General features: G+C 51.7%; 19 protein-coding genes and 3 tRNA genes. 15 read left to right on the forward strand and 7 right to left on the reverse strand.

What is annotated here, in order from left to right:
- Nucleotides 1–7: 7 nt before the first annotated feature.
- Entirely contained in the window at nucleotides 8–904 is an 897-nt protein-coding gene (locus AC790_RS11025) for an aldo/keto reductase family oxidoreductase (RefSeq protein ID WP_049851811.1), read from the reverse strand.
- A 72-nt stretch (nucleotides 905–976) separates the two neighbouring features.
- Nucleotides 977–1,216: a DUF1289 domain-containing protein gene (locus AC790_RS11030; protein ID WP_036621998.1), complete on the reverse strand. Its 240-nt coding sequence runs from the start codon at nucleotides 1,214–1,216 to the stop codon at nucleotides 977–979.
- A gap of 229 nt (nucleotides 1,217–1,445) precedes the next feature.
- Between AC790_RS11030 and eptA the strand changes: the two genes are divergently transcribed.
- The 5 genes from eptA to rnt all read left to right on the forward strand — a co-directional run bounded on the left by eptA (nucleotide 1,446) and on the right by rnt (nucleotide 6,153).
- Nucleotides 1,446–3,095: a phosphoethanolamine transferase EptA gene (gene eptA / locus AC790_RS11035; RefSeq protein WP_049851812.1), complete on the forward strand. Its 1,650-nt coding sequence runs from the start codon at nucleotides 1,446–1,448 to the stop codon at nucleotides 3,093–3,095.
- A gap of 27 nt (nucleotides 3,096–3,122) precedes the next feature.
- Nucleotides 3,123–3,719, forward strand: a complete 597-nt coding sequence (locus AC790_RS11040) for a TetR/AcrR family transcriptional regulator (RefSeq protein WP_049851813.1) — start codon at nucleotides 3,123–3,125, stop codon at nucleotides 3,717–3,719.
- 50 nt (nucleotides 3,720–3,769) lie between these two features.
- Complete coding sequence (locus AC790_RS11045; protein ID WP_049851814.1) at nucleotides 3,770–4,867, forward strand: alkene reductase; 1,098 nt, start codon at nucleotides 3,770–3,772, stop codon at nucleotides 4,865–4,867.
- Nucleotides 4,868–4,968: 101 nt separating this feature from the next.
- On the forward strand, nucleotides 4,969–5,376 hold the full coding sequence (gene gloA, locus AC790_RS11050) for a lactoylglutathione lyase (protein ID WP_007892766.1): 408 nt from the start codon (nucleotides 4,969–4,971) through the stop codon (nucleotides 5,374–5,376).
- A 108-nt stretch (nucleotides 5,377–5,484) separates the two neighbouring features.
- A complete protein-coding gene (gene rnt / locus AC790_RS11055; RefSeq protein ID WP_049851815.1) occupies nucleotides 5,485–6,153 on the forward strand; it encodes a ribonuclease T in 669 nt (222 codons plus the stop codon).
- A 37-nt stretch (nucleotides 6,154–6,190) separates the two neighbouring features.
- Here the strand turns inward: rnt and AC790_RS11060 are convergent, their stop codons facing one another.
- Nucleotides 6,191–6,526, reverse strand: a complete 336-nt coding sequence (locus tag AC790_RS11060; RefSeq protein WP_175501675.1) for a Grx4 family monothiol glutaredoxin — start codon at nucleotides 6,524–6,526, stop codon at nucleotides 6,191–6,193.
- Nucleotides 6,527–6,890: 364 nt separating this feature from the next.
- Here AC790_RS11060 and AC790_RS11065 point away from each other — a divergent pair, with 364 nt between their 5' ends.
- Nucleotides 6,891–7,682 (forward strand): C40 family peptidase, encoded by a 792-nt coding sequence (locus AC790_RS11065; RefSeq protein ID WP_049851816.1) that lies wholly within the window; start codon nucleotides 6,891–6,893, stop codon nucleotides 7,680–7,682.
- Between the two features lie 56 nt (nucleotides 7,683–7,738).
- Here the strand turns inward: AC790_RS11065 and AC790_RS24705 are convergent, their stop codons facing one another.
- On the reverse strand, nucleotides 7,739–7,828 hold the full coding sequence (locus tag AC790_RS24705; protein ID WP_007892756.1) for a YnhF family membrane protein: 90 nt from the start codon (nucleotides 7,826–7,828) through the stop codon (nucleotides 7,739–7,741).
- A gap of 274 nt (nucleotides 7,829–8,102) precedes the next feature.
- Here AC790_RS24705 and purR point away from each other — a divergent pair, with 274 nt between their 5' ends.
- The gene (gene purR, locus AC790_RS11070; protein ID WP_007892755.1) at nucleotides 8,103–9,128 is read left to right on the forward strand and encodes an HTH-type transcriptional repressor PurR; all 1,026 of its coding nucleotides are present in this window, start codon (nucleotides 8,103–8,105) and stop codon (nucleotides 9,126–9,128) included.
- On the opposite strand, the gene punR is transcribed toward purR, so the two are convergent.
- Nucleotides 9,125–10,036: a DNA-binding transcriptional activator PunR gene (gene punR, locus AC790_RS11075; protein ID WP_049851872.1), complete on the reverse strand. Its 912-nt coding sequence runs from the start codon at nucleotides 10,034–10,036 to the stop codon at nucleotides 9,125–9,127. The genes purR and punR overlap by 4 nt on opposite strands.
- A gap of 110 nt (nucleotides 10,037–10,146) precedes the next feature.
- On the opposite strand from punR, the gene punC reads away from it, so the two are divergent.
- On the forward strand, nucleotides 10,147–11,349 hold the full coding sequence (punC, locus tag AC790_RS11080) for a purine nucleoside transporter PunC (protein WP_049851817.1): 1,203 nt from the start codon (nucleotides 10,147–10,149) through the stop codon (nucleotides 11,347–11,349).
- Between the two features lie 302 nt (nucleotides 11,350–11,651).
- Complete coding sequence (gene cfa / locus AC790_RS11085) at nucleotides 11,652–12,800, forward strand: cyclopropane fatty acyl phospholipid synthase (RefSeq protein WP_049851818.1); 1,149 nt, start codon at nucleotides 11,652–11,654, stop codon at nucleotides 12,798–12,800.
- A 51-nt stretch (nucleotides 12,801–12,851) separates the two neighbouring features.
- Here cfa and AC790_RS11090 read toward each other — a convergent pair whose 3' ends face one another.
- Nucleotides 12,852–13,496, reverse strand: a complete 645-nt coding sequence (locus AC790_RS11090) for a riboflavin synthase (protein WP_007892747.1) — start codon at nucleotides 13,494–13,496, stop codon at nucleotides 12,852–12,854.
- 197 nt (nucleotides 13,497–13,693) lie between these two features.
- Between AC790_RS11090 and AC790_RS11095 the strand changes: the two genes are divergently transcribed.
- The 6 genes from AC790_RS11095 (at nucleotide 13,694) to AC790_RS11120 (ending at nucleotide 17,769) form a co-directional block, all read left to right on the forward strand.
- A complete protein-coding gene (locus AC790_RS11095) occupies nucleotides 13,694–15,067 on the forward strand; it encodes an MATE family efflux transporter (protein WP_007892739.1) in 1,374 nt (457 codons plus the stop codon).
- Between the two features lie 153 nt (nucleotides 15,068–15,220).
- Nucleotides 15,221–15,297 (forward strand) — tRNA-Val (locus AC790_RS11100).
- Between the two features lie 3 nt (nucleotides 15,298–15,300).
- Nucleotides 15,301–15,377, forward strand: a tRNA-Val gene (locus AC790_RS11105).
- A 19-nt stretch (nucleotides 15,378–15,396) separates the two neighbouring features.
- A tRNA-Val gene (locus AC790_RS11110) sits at nucleotides 15,397–15,473 on the forward strand.
- Between the two features lie 341 nt (nucleotides 15,474–15,814).
- On the forward strand, nucleotides 15,815–17,227 hold the full coding sequence (gene pykF / locus AC790_RS11115) for a pyruvate kinase PykF (RefSeq protein WP_007892737.1): 1,413 nt from the start codon (nucleotides 15,815–15,817) through the stop codon (nucleotides 17,225–17,227).
- 305 nt (nucleotides 17,228–17,532) lie between these two features.
- Nucleotides 17,533–17,769 (forward strand): major outer membrane lipoprotein, encoded by a 237-nt coding sequence (locus AC790_RS11120; protein ID WP_049851819.1) that lies wholly within the window; start codon nucleotides 17,533–17,535, stop codon nucleotides 17,767–17,769.
- Nucleotides 17,770–17,895: 126 nt separating this feature from the next.
- Here the strand turns inward: AC790_RS11120 and AC790_RS11125 are convergent, their stop codons facing one another.
- The gene (locus tag AC790_RS11125; RefSeq protein WP_049851820.1) at nucleotides 17,896–18,864 is read right to left on the reverse strand and encodes a L,D-transpeptidase family protein; all 969 of its coding nucleotides are present in this window, start codon (nucleotides 18,862–18,864) and stop codon (nucleotides 17,896–17,898) included.
- Nucleotides 18,865–18,891: the final 27 nt, after the last annotated feature.

Raw genomic sequence — 18,891 nt, forward strand, 5'->3', positions numbered from 1 at the left:
TTACGCTTTAGGGCACATCATAACCGATCGCGGCTTTACGAATGCGGAACCACTGCTGACGATCAAGCGTGAGCTGGCACGCCGCAACCGCTTCGCTGACGCGTTCACTTTTGCCTGAGCCAATAATCGGTAACGGACGGCTTGGCAATTTCATCACCCACGCGTACACCACCTGCTCGATATTACTGGCGCCAATTTCCTGCTTCACCTGCTCCAGCTCATCGCGCAGCGGCTGATAATGAGGATCGTTAAACAGTCGACCGCCGCCGAGGCAAGACCATGCCATCGGTCGGATGCGATTCTGTTGACACTGATCGAGCGAACCGTCCAGCAGCGGCGTTTGTTCCAGCGGTGAAATCTCCAGCTGGTTGGTGACCAGAGTGAACGGTAAACGCGATTGCAGCAGCGTGAACTGCGAGGCAGTGAAGTTGGACACGCCGAAATGGCGCACTTTGCCACTCTGATGCAGGGCGATAAAGGCTTCTGCAACTTCATCGGCATCCATCAGCGGGTCCGGACGGTGAATCAGTAATAAATCGAGATAATCCGTATTGAAATGGCGCAGCGAATTTTCCGCGCTGTGCATAATATGGCTGGCATCCGTATTGTAATGACCGATGTGATGTTCTGGCTTAGCGCGCGTCGCGATGCCGCATTTGGTGACAATTTGCAGCTTCTCGCGTAATCCAGGTGCAAGACGCAGCGCGGCCCCGAAGGCGGCTTCGCATTGGTAATCACCGTAAATGTCGGCGTGATCAACGGTGGTGATGCCCAGTGCAAGGTGGTGCTCAATAAACTGCACCAGCTGCTGTGACGTCATGCCCCACTCCATCAAGCGCCAGTATCCCGCAATCAGCGGTGAAAAGGACGGTCCCTGCGGTGCAATAGCTTGCGGTTTCAACATGGTTAAACTCCCTCAAATACGAATCCAGATGACGAAGGCGGGAGTATAACGGAAAGGAAAAATATCGGTTTCTTAAAACAGCTCTGGTTGTTGCGGATCATGATCTTCATCCACTTTCTGCTGACGCTGCAATCGTAACCAGCGTTGTCGGCATAGCCGCAGCACATCGCGTTTTTGTGCGTCGCTGAACTTCATCCAGTTAAAGCGCTCTTCCCGGCTGCGCAAACAGCCACGACAATAGCCACGCGCGTCACTTTGGCAAACGCCACGACACGGGCTGGGAACGGGGAAGAACTCTAATTGCTCAGCCACATCAACTCCGGGGTTAACAACTTGCAGCACAGTGATAACAGCTTAATGACATAGTACAAAGAGTAAACGCTAATTGCGCATAATCAATACGCCAGCCGCAGCCGGTAACCGCTGTTTACCAAATAGCCAACCTACGAAAGGTCTAAAATAAGTCTGTTTAGCTGTGGTTAAGGTTTTCCTCATAATGTCTTCATACGATTGTCACATTACAACTTACCGTTGAGTTTTCATGAAATTCAGGAACATATTCCAGTGCAGCACCAGCGGATTTAATCTTATTGCTGCGCTGTTCTTCGCCTTAGTATTAAACGCCCTGTTTCTGCTCCACGCCTGGGAGATGATCGTCTACGATCGCCCACACGCGTATCTGTTCGCCGCCAGTATCCCGCTGGTGCTGACTGCGGCTTTTTATATGATTTTCTCCCTCGTTGCCTGGCCTTATATCCGCAAGCCAGTGCTGATTGTGCTGGTGATCATCAGCGCTGCCGCCAACTACTTTATGCACAGTTTTGGCACGGTGATTGACACCAATATGATGCAAAACGTGTTTGAGTCCGATCGGCAGGAAGCCGGGGCGTTAATCAGCGTTCACTATTTAGTATGGATGTTGGTCATGGGCCTGGTTCCGGCAGCATTGCTGTGTATCGTGCGGATTAGTAAGGGACAACGTTGGTGGTGGAATCTGGTGCAGCGCCTGGTCGGTGCATTGGGCGCAATCTTGTTGATCCTGCTGATGGCGGTGCTGTTTTATAAAGATTACGCCTCCTTGATTCGCAACAATAAGGGCCTGATAAAAATGGTCACGCCCGCCAATATCCTCAGTGGTGGCGGTCACTATGTCGATCAGCGCTATCTACTGGGTAATCAGACGTTAATCAAAATAGGTCAGGATGCGCGTAAAGGCCCGCTCATTAGCGCCGCCCAAAAGAAAACGCTGGTGGTGCTGGTGGTGGGTGAAACCGCGCGCGCAGAGAATTTCTCCCTTGGCGGTTACACGCGCGAAACTAACCCGGAGCTGAAAAAACAGCAGGTCATCTATTATCCCAATGCTACCTCGTGCGGCACAGAAACCGCTATTTCAGTGCCCTGCATGTTCTCGAATATGCCGCGCGTTCACTATGACGCCAATCTGGCGCATCATCAGGAAGGCGTGCTCGACATCCTTGCCCATGCTGGCGTGAGCGTACTGTGGCGCGAGAACGATGGTGGCTGCAAAGGTGCCTGTGACCGGGTGCCGCACAGCGATATGACACAGTGGAATCTGCCGCAATATTGCCACGATGGTTTCTGTCAGGATGATGTGCTGCTGCATCGTTTGGATAACTACGTTGCGAGTCTGCATAACGACGGCATTATCGTGCTGCATCAGATGGGCAGCCACGGTCCCGCTTACTATCAGCGCTATCCGGCTGAATTCCGCCGCTTTACGCCAACGTGTGATAGCAATCAGATCCAGGATTGTGATCATCAGGCGCTAGTAAATACCTATGATAATTCGCTGTTGTATACCGACGATATGCTGAGCCGTACCATTGATAAACTGAAAGGTCTGAGCGATCGCTTTAACGTGGCGCTAGTTTATCTCTCCGACCATGGCGAATCGCTTGGTGAGCGCGGTATGTATCTGCACGGGGCGCCCTATCTGTTTGCCCCCTCGCAACAAACGCATATTCCACTGCTGATGTGGATGTCGCCGGGTTACGCCGCAGCTAATCACATCAATGAAAACTGTTTACGCCAGCAAGCTGCCGATAATAAGGTCTCGCAAGACAATCTTTTCCATACCGTTTTGGGCATGTTCAATATCCAGACGCAAGCGTACCAGCCACAGTTGGATATGATCAGATCGTGCCAAAACTCCGCTGAAGGGTTGCATTAGACTGACTGGTCTAATAACCTGCGACCAATGAATAAGACGCTGCAACGCAATGATACTCGTGAACATCTGCTCGCCATTGGCGAGCAGGTTTGTTTGCAGCGTGGTTTTGCCGGCATGGGCCTGAATGAGATGCTGACGCTGGCGGAAGTCACCAAAGGCTCTTTCTATCACTACTTCGGTTCGAAAGAGGCATTTGGCGTTGCGCTAATCGAGCGTTACTTTGCCAACTTCTTGCAGCAGATCGAGCAGCAGCTCAACCAGCCCGGGCTAACACCGAGAGAACGTCTGTTACAGCATTTTCGCCATGGCGAAACGCTGTTTATCGAGCAAGGTCATATTGTTGGCTGCCTTGGCGTCAAGCTGTCGGCTGAAGTGTGCGATCTATCTGAACCCATGCGTGATGCTTTGCAGCACAGCGCCAATGCCATCATCGCAGCCTATACACGCTGCTTGAGCGAGGCCGCGGCTGAACAGCCGTTGCCGTTCAATCAAACGCCGCATCAGCTGGCGCAGCGCTGTTATTTGCTGTGGTTAGGCGCCAGTTTGCAGAGCAAGATTTCCCGAGAGCCTGGCCCAATCAGTCTGGCGCTTGAAACCATCGAACAGTGGCTTGTAAATCACTGATTTTTTTAAACCGCAGTCGCTAGACGACCGGTCTTCCTGGAGCAAATTACATGGCGAGCAAACAGTTATTCTCTCCCCTTAAAGTGGGCGCGATTACCGTACCTAACCGCATTTTCATGGCCCCGTTGACTCGCCTGCGCAGCATTGAGCCGGGTGATATCCCTACTCCGCTGATGGCGGAGTATTATCAGCAGCGTGCCAGCGCCGGTTTGATCATCACCGAAGCCACCCAAATCTCTTTCCAGGCGAAAGGTTATGCCGGTGCGCCGGGTCTGCACACTCAGCAGCAAATTGCCGCCTGGAAAGTGATTAACGAAGGCATTCATGCCGCAAACGGTCATAGCGCCGTGCAGCTGTGGCATACCGGCCGTATTTCACATAACAGCGTACAGCCCGAAGGCAAAGCCCCGGTGGCGCCAACTGCGCTGGCCGCCGGCACGCGTACGTCTCTGCGTGCGGCAGACGGTAGCGTCTATCGTGAAGACACCTCGCTGCCTCGCGAGCTGTCAGTGGCCGAAATCCAGCAGATTGTGAAAGATTTCGGTCAGGCGGCTTTCAATGCGCGTGAAGCGGACTTTGACCTGCTTGAGCTGCACTCCGCGCACGGTTATCTGATGCATCAGTTCCTCGCGCCAGGATCAAACCAGCGTAGCGATGAGTACGGCGGTTCGATTGAGAAGCGTGGCCGTTTCGCGCTCGAAGTGGTGGATGCGGCGATTGCCAACTGGTCTGCCGATCGTATTGGTATCCGCATTTCGCCAATCGGGGCCTTCCAGAATCTGGAAAATGGCCCGGAAGAAGAGAAAGCCGCGCTGTGGTATATCGCCGAATTGGGCAAACGTGGCCTGGCGTATCTGCACTTGTCGGAGCCTGACTGGGCGGGTGGACAGCCTTATAGCGATGCCTTCCGTAAGAAAGTGCGCGCGCTGTTCCCTGGCGTGATCGTTGGCGCCGGCGCTTATACCGTCGAAAAGGCCGACGATCTGATTGCGCGCGGCCTGATTGATGCCGTGGCGTTTGGTCGCGACTTTATCGCTAACCCGGATCTGGTGGCACGTCTGCAACAAGATGCGCCACTCAATCCGCAGCGTCCTGAAAGCTTCTATGGTGGCGGCGCGGAAGGTTATACCGATTATCCAACCCTGTAAGACCGAGACTGCCGGGCAGAATGTCCGGCAGTGTTTTTTCATCAGGGTATATACTAAGTGGTCTTGTCATTCCCTGATGACGTTTTGAAAAAGAGGATGTTATGCGTTTACTTCACACCATGTTACGCGTTGGCGATTTGCAACGTTCCATCGATTTTTACACCCGTGTGCTGGGCATGCGCGTGCTGCGTCAGAGCGAAAATACCGAATACAAATACACCCTGGCTTTCGTGGGCTACACCGAAGAGAGTGAAGGCGCGGTGATTGAGCTGACCTACAACTGGGGCGTGGACAAATACGATCTCGGCAATGCTTACGGTCATATCGCGCTGGGCGTGGACAATGTAGCGGACACCTGCGAGCGCATCCGCAGCGCGGGCGGCAACGTCACGCGTGAAGCGGGCCCGGTGAAAGGGGGTTCCACTATTATTGCTTTTGTTGAAGATCCAGACGGCTACAAAATTGAACTGATCGAAAACAAACATGCCGGTCACGGCCTCGGCAACTAATGCCGATTGTCAGCCTGCTTATTTGCGGGCTGACTTCCCTCTCCTGCTGCACCCTCCTGCAATTTTTGCCATAATGCGCGCTGCCCTATTTATTGCCATGAGATCCTGATGTCTGAATCGAACGCTTTAAACGCTCTCCACCAACGCTTCCGTGGTTTTTATCCTGTCGTGATCGACGTCGAAACAGCCGGTTTTAACGCGCAAACCGATGCCTTGCTAGAGATTGCCGCCACAACGCTAAAAATGGACGAAGACGGCTGGTTACATCGTGATGAAACGCTGCATTTCCACGTAGAACCGTTTGAAGGTGCCATTCTTAATCCTGCGGCACTGGCGTTTACTGGGATCGATCCGACCAATCCGCTGCGCGGCGCGGTCAGCGAATATGAAGCCCTGCATGCAATTTTTAAAATGGTGCGCAAAGGCACTAAAGACAGCGGCTGCAATCGCGCGATTATCGTGGCGCACAATGCTACCTTCGATCTCAACTTCGTCATGGCGGCTGCTGAACGTGCCAGCCTGAAGCGCAATCCGTTCCACCCTTTTGCCACTTTTGATACGGCGGCATTAAGCGGCTTAGTGCTGGGACAAACGGTGTTGGCGAAGGCGTGTAAAGCGGCGGGGATGGATTTTGACAGTACGCAAGCGCATTCGGCGCTGTATGACACCGAACAGACGGCCACGCTGTTCTGTGAGCTGGTAAATCGCTGGAAGCGTCTGGGCGGCTGGCCGCTGGCCTTCAGTGAGGAATCTGCAGACGACGCGTCTGCTGAATAGTTAAAGAAAAGGCCGACAACGTTGTCGGCCTTCTGCATTATTCCGCTTCTTTATACTTCTCTGCGGTCTCTTTCAACAGCGGCTGAAGTTCGCCGCGCTGGAACATCTCAACGATGATGTCACAGCCGCCAACCAGCTCACCGTCAACCCACAACTGCGGGAAGGTCGGCCAGTTAGCGTACTTTGGCATTTCAGCGCGGATATCGGGGTTTTGCAGGATGTCCACGTACGCGAAACGCTCGCCACAGGCTGACAGCGCCTGCACCGCTTGCGCCGAGAAGCCGCAGCTTGGCAGCTTTGGAGAACCTTTCATGTACAGCAAGATCGGGTTTTCTGCGATCTGACGCTGAATTTTTTCAACAGTACTCATTATTGCCTTCCTTAATCCTTCACTTCGTGTTTGTTTATTGTAGCGATTTCGCTCCCGTACTGAAAACGGGATTTTGTGTTTGCGCGGGTTAATCGCCATGTTTGTTAAGTTCATGCATGACAAATAACATTTTCATATCATTAATTGGCATTAATAAATTAATAATTAGCAATAGTTTCGCTGCGTTAAGCAGCTGAAATAGCTCATTTTTGCTACAGAATCAATCTGGTAACATATTAATGGAAAAAGGCCTTACCTTTTGCAAAAAAAGTGGATTAGAATTGCCTCGGCGCTGGTCACTTGATCAGATTTCTCTCACTTTGCCGCAGTCTGTTTTCATTCAGCCTGCTTAACCTGTAACCGGATTATGCGTCTACTGATTACGCTTTTCATACTGGCTTTAGCCCAACTGTTCTTTAATGTGGCCGCTGCATCTCCGCATGCGCCCGTTAACGCCAGTACGTTAAAAGCAGAGAAAAAGAGCGCACGTGAAGACGAGCGCCGCAAACGACGTCCGGTGAAAACCACAACTAAAAAATCGCGCCTGACTGCCGTCCAAAAATTCAAACTCAAAAAACAGACACCGACAGAAACCGCGCTGCACAAAACCACCAGCAAAAAATCCTCGCTGAAACTCTCCGGTAAGAAATACGGTCATCAACGCCTGGCGAAAAAGTCATCTGCGATTGAAGTTGATGATGAAGCCATAGCGCTTACCGGCATCAAAATGAGCAAAGCACATCGTCAGCGCTATCAAAAAGCGCGTGAGACGGCGATGACCAAATTAATGGGCCAGCTTGGCAAACCCTATCAGTGGGGCGGTACCTCACCTCACACCGGCTTCGATTGCAGCGGCCTGGTGTGGTATGCCTATAAAGACCTGGTAAAGTTCAAATTCCCGCGCACCGCCAATGAAATGTATCACCTGCGCGATGCGGCACCGATAAAGCGTGAAATGCTGGAGAAAGGGGATCTGGTGTTCTTCCGCATCAACAATCGCGGCACCGCCGATCATGTCGGTGTTTATCTCGGCAATGGCAAATTCATTCAGTCACCGCGCACGGGTAAAGATATTCAGATTAGCGCATTAGGTGAGGATTACTGGCAGAAACACTATGTAGGCGCGCGTCGTATGATGACGCCAAAAACCATTCGCTAGCGGTTGCGCAACGCCTATAAAAAAGCCGGATGCTGTTAACAGCTCCGGCTTTTTTGTTAATGCATGATCGCGGTAAAGCTGAATGCGATAATCATTAACAGTGCGCCAACCGTTGTCATTAGCGCCAGCTTCAAATCAGTATTCATCACGCCTCCTTAGTCACACAATCTTTAGGGTTAAAGCGATTTTCGCACAGCAGTGGGCAAAAATCTCGTGTTATCCGCGCTAGCTTGCTAGAATCGCCGCCTTTCGTTGCGCAACAGATTTCGCGCCTGCTGTATTTACAGCATGATGAAGTGATTTCGCCTGCTAAACACCCCCATTTCGCCCGCTATTTTGGGCTGTAAAAGCATTAGCAGACGCAAACGTTTAACAATATACTTATCAGTAAGTTGCGATAATCCCAGGAGTACCATTTTCATGGCAACAATTAAAGATGTCGCGAAGCGCGCCGGTGTTTCAACCACCACGGTTTCGCATGTCATCAACAAAACGCGTTTCGTTGCGGAAGAGACGCGTAACGCCGTATGGGAAGCGATCAAAGAATTGCATTACTCGCCAAGTGCCGTGGCGCGTAGTCTGAAAGTGAATCACACCAAAACTCTGGGCCTATTGGCAACGTCGAGCGAAGCGCCCTACTTTGCCGAAATTATTGAAGCGGTAGAAAATCACTGCTTCGATCGCGGCTATACGCTGATTCTCGGCAACGCGCACAACGATTTGCAGAAGCAGCGCGCTTATCTGTCAATGATGGCGCAAAAACGCGTCGATGGTTTGCTGGTGATGTGTTCTGAGTATCCGGACGATCTGCTGCAAATGCTGGAAGAGAACCGCAATATCCCGATGGTGGTGATGGATTGGGGCGCTTCACGCGGTGATTTTACCGATACCGTGCAGGACAACGCGTTTCAGGGTGGCTATCTCGCGGGGCGTTATCTGATTGAACGCGGTCATCGCGATATTGGCGCGATTCCCGGCCAGATGGAGCGCAACACCGGCGGCGGACGTCACGCGGGTTTCCTGCAGGCGATGAACGAGGCGGGCATTGCGGTACGTCCAGAATGGGTGGTTCAGGGCGATTTTGAACCTGAATCAGGTTACCAGGCGATGCAGCAGATTTTAAACCAGAAACAGCGGCCAACCGCCGTATTCTGCGGGGGCGACATCATGGCCATGGGCGCGATTTGTGCCGCCGATGAGATGGGCTTACGCGTACCACAGGATATCTCGGTAATTGGTTACGACAACGTGCGCAACGCGCGCTATTTCACTCCAGCCCTGACGACCGTGCACCAGCCGAAAGCCGAACTGGGTGAAAAAGCGCTGGAAATGCTATTGGATCGCATCACCAGCAAACGCGAAGATCCGCAAACCATCGAGGTGCAGCCAACGCTGATTGAGCGTCGCTCAGTGGCGGATGGCCCGTTCCGCGACTATCGCCGCTAAACCGAGACTTCGCTGAGCCATTCGTGGTTCAGCGTTTCAGCATCCCCGAGATATACCAGTAACCATTCCAGTGCCGGTGACGCACGTTGTTCAGCCCAGCTGACGCAACACGGACTATCCGGAAAGGCTTGCGGCAATGGCAATTCTACCAACCGGTGATTATTCAGCAGCGGCCGCGCCAGATGACCCGGCACCATTCCGACGCACAATCCCGCCTGCAGGCACTCCAGCCCGGTTTCCCAATCCGGCACCACCAGCCGCCGCTGATTATCCAGCGTCCATGTCATACGACGCGGCAGCGCACGCGAGGTGTCTTCCAGCACCAGTGATGGCCACACACGCAGCGTTTCATCATCCAGCAGTTCACTGTTGACCAAAGGATGATCGGGGCTCACCACGCAGCGCCAGTTAAGCGCGCCCATATCCTGAAAAGCAAAGCGCCCACCGACCGGGATCGCCTGAGTGGCACCAATCGCCACATCAACACGTCCGTCAGCCAGGGCATCCCACACGCCATTGAACACCTCAAAGCTGATGATCAACTCCATATCTGGAAAATGACGATAGAAATCCTTTACCAGTTGTCGCGTGCGCTGCGGTTTTACAATGCAGTCAACGGCTATGCTTAACTCACCGCGCCAGCCATTGGCCAGCTGCTGGCACTGCCTGCGCGTTGCCAGCATTTTTTTGATAACAGACCGCCCCTCCCGTACAAAATGTTCGCCGGCCGGCGTCATTACCACCTCGCGATGTTGACGTTCGAACAGCGGCACCGCCAGCCAGGTTTCAAGCTGACGCACCGTATAGCTGACGGCAGAGGGCACGCGATGGAGCTCCTGCGCCGCTGCGCTAAAACTACCGGTGCGCGCCACGGCATCGACCACTTCAAGTGCATATTCTGACCACATAATTTTGCCTTCAAAAATTTTAACAGCACTGTGCAAATATTAGCGTTTCACAAAGCGCGCTGCATCCTTTTACACTCCCCGCCGTTCAACCTGCCCAAAAGAGAATCAACATGTTGTCGTCTAAAGCATTTATGCCTTACCTTGCCGTGCTCAGTATGCTCGGCTTTCTTGCCACGGATATGTATTTACCTGCTTTTGGCGATATGCAGCGTGATTTTGCTAGCGCGCCGGGCACCATCAGCGCCAGCCTGAGCCTGTTTCTCGGCGGCTTTGCTTGCGCGCAGGTTTTTTGGGGGCCGTTGTCGGATCGTTACGGTCGCAAGCCCATTCTTCTTGCCGGCCTGGCCATTTTCGCGCTCGGTTGTTTGGGGATGCTGTGGGTTACTGACGTACGCCTGATGCTGGCGCTGCGCTTTGTACAGGCGATTGGCGTTTGCGCCGCAGCCGTGAGCTGGCAAGCGCTGGTGGTGGACCACTATCCTAAAGCGAAAGCGAACAAAGTCTTTGCCACCATTATGCCGCTGGTTGCGCTCTCTCCAGCGCTGGCACCGCTGTTAGGTGCGTGGCTAATCAGCCACTTCCACTGGCGCAGTATTTTCATCGCGCTTACGCTGATCGCGCTGCTATTACTGATTGGTACACTGCAGTTAACGACAGTGAAACGCGAAAAAGTCACCAGTGGCCAACAACCTGGCTGGTTAACTTTGCTGGGCACCCGCGTTTACAGCGGCAATGTATTAATTTACTCCGCTTGTTCAGCGAGTTTCTTTGCCTGGTTGACAGGTTCGCCCTTTATTCTCGCCGCTGCGGGTTTAACGCCGGGCGATATTGGCCTGAGTTATATCCCTCAAACCATTGCTTTCCTTATCGGTGGCTTTGGCTGCCGGGCGATGTTAAATCATTATCAGGGGGCACAACTATTGCCGTGGTTGCTGGTGGTGTATAGCCTGAGCATCCTGAGCCTGTTTGTGATTGCCCTGATGCCATCAGCCCCGCTGTTTGTGTTGCTAATGCCCTTCTGCGGTATGGCGTTGGCCAATGGCGCCATCTACCCGATTGTTGTCGCCAGCGCATTAGCGCCCTTCCCGCACGCCACCGGCAAAGCCGCGGGTTTGCAGAATCTTTTCCAGTTAGGTTTATGCTTCGCCGCCAGCCTGTTGGTATCAGCCGGGCTGGAGAAGGCGCTGTTCAACACCACATTAGTGATGGTGGCAACGGTCGTTTTGGCATGGGTCGGCTTCATCTGCCAACGCGCAATAAGCGCACAAAGTGATATTGCCCACACTTCCCGTCCCTGCGAAGATAATCAGTAAGGCAACGATTATCGTTAGCAAACTAACGATAAGCCGTTGAATATTGACCCACGTGAGCATATACTCTGTGGGTCCGTATTTCTGCTATAAATCAATAATATAAATGTAATACCTTTAGCGACTCTGTCGCGGGATGGCGTCTGCACGATACTCCAGTGTTGCGTCAACGTTTTCTCATCAAATTCATACCTCTGTAAAACGTCGGATTTCTGGCGCACGGATTTTCCGTGAGTTCTCTCACAGGTCTTGGGAAATTGGCTATTCTTTTTCTCAGGTTCAGATCGGAAGGTGATGGAGAAGCTATGAGTTCATCTGTTATAGAAGAAGTGAGCCTTGAAGAAAACCACTGGTTTCGGATCGTCAATGAACTGCTAGAGCGCGCTGATATTGCAGTTAATGGCACTCGTCCCTGGGATATTCAGGTAAAGCATCCAGATTTTTTTAAACGCGTACTTGAGGAAGGATCGCTCGGTTTAGGTGAAAGTTACATGGATGGTTGGTGGGAGTGCGAACAACTCGACATGTTCTTCCACCGCGTATTAAAACACCATCTGGATAAACAATTACCACGGCATTTTAAAGATACGTTGCGTATTGCAGCAGCGCGTCTCACTAATTTGCAGTCAAAGAAACGAGCCTGGATTGTCGGTAAAGAACATTACGATCTCGGTAATGATCTCTTCACATTGATGCTTGATCCCTACATGCAATATTCATGTGGCTACTGGAAAGAGGCTGACACCCTGGAAAACGCGCAGCAGGCAAAACTGGATATGATTTGTCGCAAGTTGCAACTTGAACCAGGCATGACATTGTTGGATATCGGCTGTGGTTGGGGTGGTCTGGCAGAATATGCGGCACGCCATTACGGCGTAACCGTGCAGGGTGTCACTATATCCGCCGAGCAGCAAAAACTGGCACAACAACGCTGCGAAGGGTTAGATGTCACTATCTTGTTGCAGGATTATCGCGACCTCAATAATCAATATGATCGTATTGTTTCCGTCGGGATGTTTGAACACGTCGGGCCGAAAAACTATGCCACTTATTTTGATGTTGCCGATCGCAATCTCAAGCCAGACGGCATATTTTTGCTGCACACCATTGGTGCCCTCACCACGGATATGAACGTCGATCCATGGATTGATAAATATATATTCCCGAATGGTTGCCTGCCGTCGGTGCGGCAAATTGCCGATGCCAGTGAGCCACATTTTGTTATGGAAGATTGGCATAATTTTGGCGCGGATTACGATACAACGTTAATGGCCTGGTATGAACGTTTTCAGACAGCATGGCCGCAGTTAGCCGAGAACTATGGCGAACGTTTCAAACGGATGTTCGACTATTATCTCAATGCCTGCGCGGGTGCGTTTCGCGCGCGGGATATACAGCTGTGGCAGGTAGTCTTTAGTCGTGGCAAGGATGGCGGATTACGCGTTGCGCGTTAATAAAGATTATTAAGTCAATCAAGGCGCCGCTCGGCGCCTTTTTTATCAACGCTATTCTGCGTTATCAGCCTGCGCCAGAGCCGCCACTTCACGCTGTGCCAGCACACGCTCAACCGTTTCCACAATTGCCTGAGTATGAGGATCAATTTCAATATTGACCTTCTGACCGAACTTCTTCGCACCCAGAGTGGTACGCTCCAGCGTTTCCGGAATCAGATGGACACAGAATTTGCTTTTAGTGACGTCGCCCACCGTCAGACTTATTCCATCGATGCCGACAAAGCCTTTATGCAGAATATATTTGATCTGCGTGGCGTCCTGTAATTTAAACCAGATTTCGCGATTATTTTCTGACTGGATAATTTTGCAGATTTCCGCCGTGGTCATAATATGACCAGACATTAAATGACCGCCAATTTCATCACTAAACTTTGCCGCACGTTCAATATTGACTACGTCACCAACCTTTAATTCGCCCAGGTTGGTAATGCGCAACGTTTCTTTGATCAGATCGAAACTCACACGATCGCCATCAATCGCTGTCACCGTCAGGCAACAGCCGTTGTGCGCCACCGATGCGCCCAACGCCAGGCCGGGTAACAGTTCTTCCGGCAAACGTACAATATGCGTACGAAACAGATCTTTTTCTTCAATGCCGACAATTTCAGCCGTGCCTTGCACAATTCCAGTAAACATAATCTCAGCCTCTGCAAAGTTTGCGTCAGTTTATCACAGCTTACCGGCCACAGCTTAATTTGGCGGAGCTCAAACTTTACACAAATTGCTAAACAAAATGCGATCAACGTTTGGCGGATGCCAACGCTGCCGCTACACTATGCCGCGCATTCTATGGGGATTTCTCCCACTCTCTTCTTTAATTAAGCAGGTGTTACGTGCAGAAGTATTTTACAGAAGCGCGTCAATTGCTGGCCCTCGCGATCCCGGTCATCCTTGCTCAGGTGGCACAGACCGCGATGGGTTTCGTAGATACTGTTATGGCCGGTGCGGTAAGCGCCACGGATATGGCCGCCGTTGCTGTCGGCACCTCTATCTGGCTTCCCGCCATTCTGTTTGGTCATGGTCTTCTACTGGCTTTGACGCCTACCGTTGCGCAACTCAACGGATCGGGACGACGCGAGCGTATCGCGGAACAAGTGCGCCAGGGATACTGGATGGCAATGGGTGTCGCGCTATTAATCATGGTGGTGCTGTGGAACGCCGGTTATCTGATTAACACCATGCATGATATCGATCCTGAATTGGCCGCCAAAGCTGAAGGATATCTGCACGCGTTGCTGTGGGGGGCGCCGGGTTACCTGCTGTTCCAGGTGATGCGCAACCAGTGTGAAGGGCTGTCGAAAACTAAACCGGCGATGCTGTTGGGTTTCCTCGGCCTGATGGTGAACATTCCGCTCAACTATGTGTTCATTTACGGCCATTTTGGTATGCCGGCTTTAGGCGGCGTGGGCTGCGGTGTGGCAACGGCTTCAGTCTATTGGGTGATGTTCCTTGTGATGCGCTTCTGGGTGAAACGCATGGCAAGCATGCGCGATATTCGCATGAAAACTCGCTGGTCCCCACCCTCTCGCGCCATTTTATCCCGGCTGTTCACGCTGGGATTGCCGGTGGCATTAGCGCTGTTCTTCGAGGTTACGCTGTTTGCTGTGGTAGCACTGCTGGTATCACCGCTCGGCATTGTGAAGGTGGCTGGACACCAGATTGCGCTCAACTTTAGCTCTCTGATGTTTGTGTTGCCGCTGTCGCTTGGCGTGGCGACCACCATTCGCGTTGGCTATCGACTCGGCCAGGGTTCGGCCGAACAGGCGCGCGTCGCCGCGTGGACTGGACAAGGGGTTGGCATCAGTATGGCGGCGATCACCGCGCTGTTTACGGTGATTTTCCGTCATGATATCGCCGGACTCTATACCGCTAATCCGGAAGTGATAACTCTGGCCGCGCAACTGATGCTGCTGGCCGCGATCTATCAGTTCTCGGATTCGATTCAGGTGATTGGCAGCGGTATTTTACGTGGCTATAAAGATACGCGATCGATCTTCTTCATCACCTTTATTGCCTACTGGGTATTGGGTTTGCCGGTGGGCTATGTGCTGGCGATGACCGATTGGGTGCTACCAAAGCTCGGTCCAGCTGGTTTCTGGTGCGGCTTTATTATCGGCCTGACCTCGGCGGCCGTAATGATGATTTGGCGTATCCGACGTTTGCAGCGCTTACCCGCTCAGGTGATCCTGGCCCGCGCCGCACGCTAAGTGACTGAACGCACATTAATTGGCAGGCAACGGCTAAAAAAACGACGCATAGCACAGTTGCTGGTCAGTCGTAGGGGAAAAACACTTTTTCCCCTTGCCAGCTTCACGGCCTGCCGTTAATATTCGTCCCCGCTGTCGCCCTGACAGCATGTTGCGCTCTTAGCTCAGTTGGTTAGAGCACCACCTTGACATGGTGGGGGTCGATGGTTCGAGTCCATTAGAGCGCACCAAGTGCGTCCGTAGCTCAGTTGGTTAGAGCACCACCTTGACATGGTGGGGGTCGGTGGTTCGAGTCCACTCGGACGCACCAATTATTGAATTTCCTGAATGCGCTCTTAGCTCAGTTGGTTAGAGCACCACCTTGACATGGTGGGGGTCGATGGTTCGAGTCCATTAGAGCGCACCACTCTGTTTTATCTCCTTGCGCAACATCCTTTTCTTGATCTGCATCGTCTTTCTTACGCCGCTTTTATATTGGTTTTCGCATACTTAGCGACTATACTATGCCGCGTTGTTCCACCTGAAAGGTTTCAGCGCTAACGTGCCTATGCAAACAACTCAAATGATTTGCGCAACACTGCTCGGTCAGTTCCCTCGCGTACTGCATAACTTCTCTGCACGCTTTGCTTTCGTCTCCTATTCTTATTTCTGTGAAATCCGTTCCAACACCATAAATATTCTCACTTCGGTGCCCAGTGCATCGAATTCCGACCTTTATCATCCATCACAACTTATAGAAAACCTGACATGAAAAAGACCAAAATCGTTTGTACTATCGGTCCAAAAACCGAATCTGAAGAGATGCTGACCCAACTGCTGGAAGCAGGCATGAACGTAATGCGCCTGAACTTCTCGCACGGGGATTATGCTGAACATGGTCAACGCATCACTAATATGCGTGCCGTTATGGAAAAAACCGGTCGTCAGGCCGCTATTCTGCTGGACACTAAAGGTCCGGAAATTCGCACCATGAAACTGGAAGGCGGCAACGATGTTTCGTTGAAAGCCGGACAAACCTTCACGTTCACCACCGACCAATCCGTGATTGGTAACAGCGAACGCGTTGCCGTGACCTACGCCGGTTTTACTGAAGATTTGAAAATTGGTAACACCGTACTGGTCGACGATGGTTTGATTGGTATGCAGGTCACTGAAGTGACTGAAAACACCGTAGTGTGTAACGTGCTGAACAACGGCGACCTGGGCGAGAACAAAGGCGTTAACCTGCCAGGCGTCTCCATTCAGCTGCCTGCTCTGGCAGAAAAAGACAAGCGTGACCTGATCTTTGGTTGCGAGCAAAATGTTGATTTCGTTGCGGCCTCCTTTATCCGTAAGCGTTCTGACGTACTGGAAATTCGTGAGCATCTGAAGGCAAACGGCGGCGAGCACATCCAGATCATCTCAAAAATCGAGAATCAGGAAGGCCTAAACAACTTCGACGAAATTCTCGAAGCATCTGACGGCATCATGGTTGCTCGTGGTGACCTCGGCGTTGAGATCCCGGTAGAAGAAGTGATCTTCGCGCAAAAGATGATGATCAAGAAGTGTAATAAAGCACGCAAAGTAGTTATCACCGCTACGCAGATGCTGGATTCCATGATCAAGAACCCACGCCCTACCCGCGCAGAAGCCGGCGACGTAGCCAACGCCATCCTTGATGGCACCGATGCTGTGATGTTGTCTGGTGAGAGTGCGAAAGGCCGTTATCCACTGGAGTCGGTCACCATCATGGCGACCATCTGTGAGCGTACCGATCGCGTGATGAAATCTCGCATCGATTCACTGCAGGATTCCCGTAAACTGCGCATCACAGAAGCTGTGTGCCGCGGTGCGGTTGAGACTGCAGAAAAACTGGAAGCACCACTGATTGTTGTAGCCACTGAAGGCGGTAAATCTGCTAAAGCCATCCGTAAATATTTCCCGGATGCCACCATTTTGGCACTGACTACCAACGAAACTACGGCGCGCCAGCTGATTCTGAGCAAAGGTATCGAAACCCATCTGGTGAAAGAAATTGCTTCAACTGATGATTTCTACCGCATTGGTAAAGAAATGGCGCTGGAAAGCGGATATGCGCAGAAAGGCGATGTTGTGGTAATGGTTTCAGGTGCATTAGTACCAAGCGGAACGACAAATACCGCTTCCGTACATGTCATCTGATTAGCAACTGAATTTTTATTTAAAAAGCGCCTTTTCCAGGCGCTTTTTTTATTGATCGGGTAATACAAATATCGGAAATTTCCAATCGAAATTAACTATTCAAAATCTCGTATGATTAAGGTTAGTCCGATTAAATCTCTCTGTTTTAGCTAATTATTTTCATCATCTTCTGCGAAATGCTGTTTCTTTGAGCGAACGATCAAATTTAAGCATGTTCTCATCAAAAATTTATTCTCAACTCAAAAAGCTTTGTGTAATACTTGTAACGCTACATGGAGATTAACTCAATCTAGAGGGTATAAAGAATGAATCGTACTAAACTGGTACTGGGCGCGGTAATCCTGGCTTCAACTTTGCTGGCTGGTTGCTCAAGCAACGCTAAAATTGACCAACTGTCTTCAGACGTTCAGACTCTGAACGCTAAAGTTGATCAGCTGAGCAACGACGTGAACGCAATCCGTTCTGACGTTCAGGCTGCTAAAGATGACGCAGCTCGTGCTAACCAGCGTCTGGACAACCAGGCTCACTCTTACCGTAAGTAAGAGTTCTGGTTTGAAAAATGGTGCCCTTGTGGCACCATTTTTTTTGTCCTGATTCTGCGTTGCACTGGTCCGAATTCAGGGTTGAGCTTCCGCACCTTTCACTTCATCAATGCTGGCTTGCTCAGCTCACTTCCCCTGCTCCGCTGGCAATGTGCTCTCATCCGTTACCGGTTCTCCGCTGCTCACTAACACCGGCATGCCTGAACGTCGTACTATCGCCTCCTTAATCAACGCCGTATCGCTCTTAGCGCTGTGAGTGAAAGCTTTAAGCTGCGCAGACTGCGCTATGGGCATGGTTTGCGGATCATCCTTGTCATTACGTGACAATGGCTGATGCACTTCAACGTAACGCTTTCCGTCCGGCTCAATCGCGTATTTGACAGGCTGATTGATCACCTGCACGCGGGTACCTTTCGGCACGCTGTTAAACAGGGCTTCAATGTCATCAGGACGCAGGCGAATGCAGCCGGAGCTCACGCGCATGCCGATACCAAAATCGGCGTTGGTGCCATGAATCAAATACTGGCCCGTTCCGCGTGCCAGACGCATGGCGAACAGCCCCATTGGGTTATCTGGCCCTGCCGGTACTACGCCCGGCAACGTAATGCCCTCTTTGGCATAACGCTTGCGGATATTGGTGGTTGGCGTCCAGGTGGGATTAGGGATTTTCTGGCTGATGCTGGTCACCATGGTGGGTGTCATTGCACCTAACTGGCCAATTCCTATCGGATAGACAACGACACGATCTTCATCTTTGGGATAGTAGTAGAGACGCAGTTCAGCAAGGTTAATCACGATGCCTTCACGCGGCGCATCGGGTAGCAGCATCTGCAGCGGTACGGTTAATTGCGTACCTGCTTTCGGTAGCCACGGGTCAACACCGGGATTCGCTTCCAGCATGCCGAGCATGCCTATCTTATAACGCGCTGCAATGCTTTCTAGTGGCCGTTTGTCATCCGGCACAAGGGTCAGGGTATTTTCACCAATTAAACGGCTGTTATCGGCTGGCAGGGGATATTCTGTGGCAAATGCAGGTGCAGAGAGTCCGCAACAGGACAACAGCAATGCACCGGCTAAACGTAAGGCAGGTTTCATGCAATTTTCTCTTTGTCGGATAGAACA

The organism is Pantoea sp. RIT-PI-b (assembly GCF_001187905.1).
GTDB classification, from domain to species: domain Bacteria; phylum Pseudomonadota; class Gammaproteobacteria; order Enterobacterales; family Enterobacteriaceae; genus Pantoea; species Pantoea nemavictus.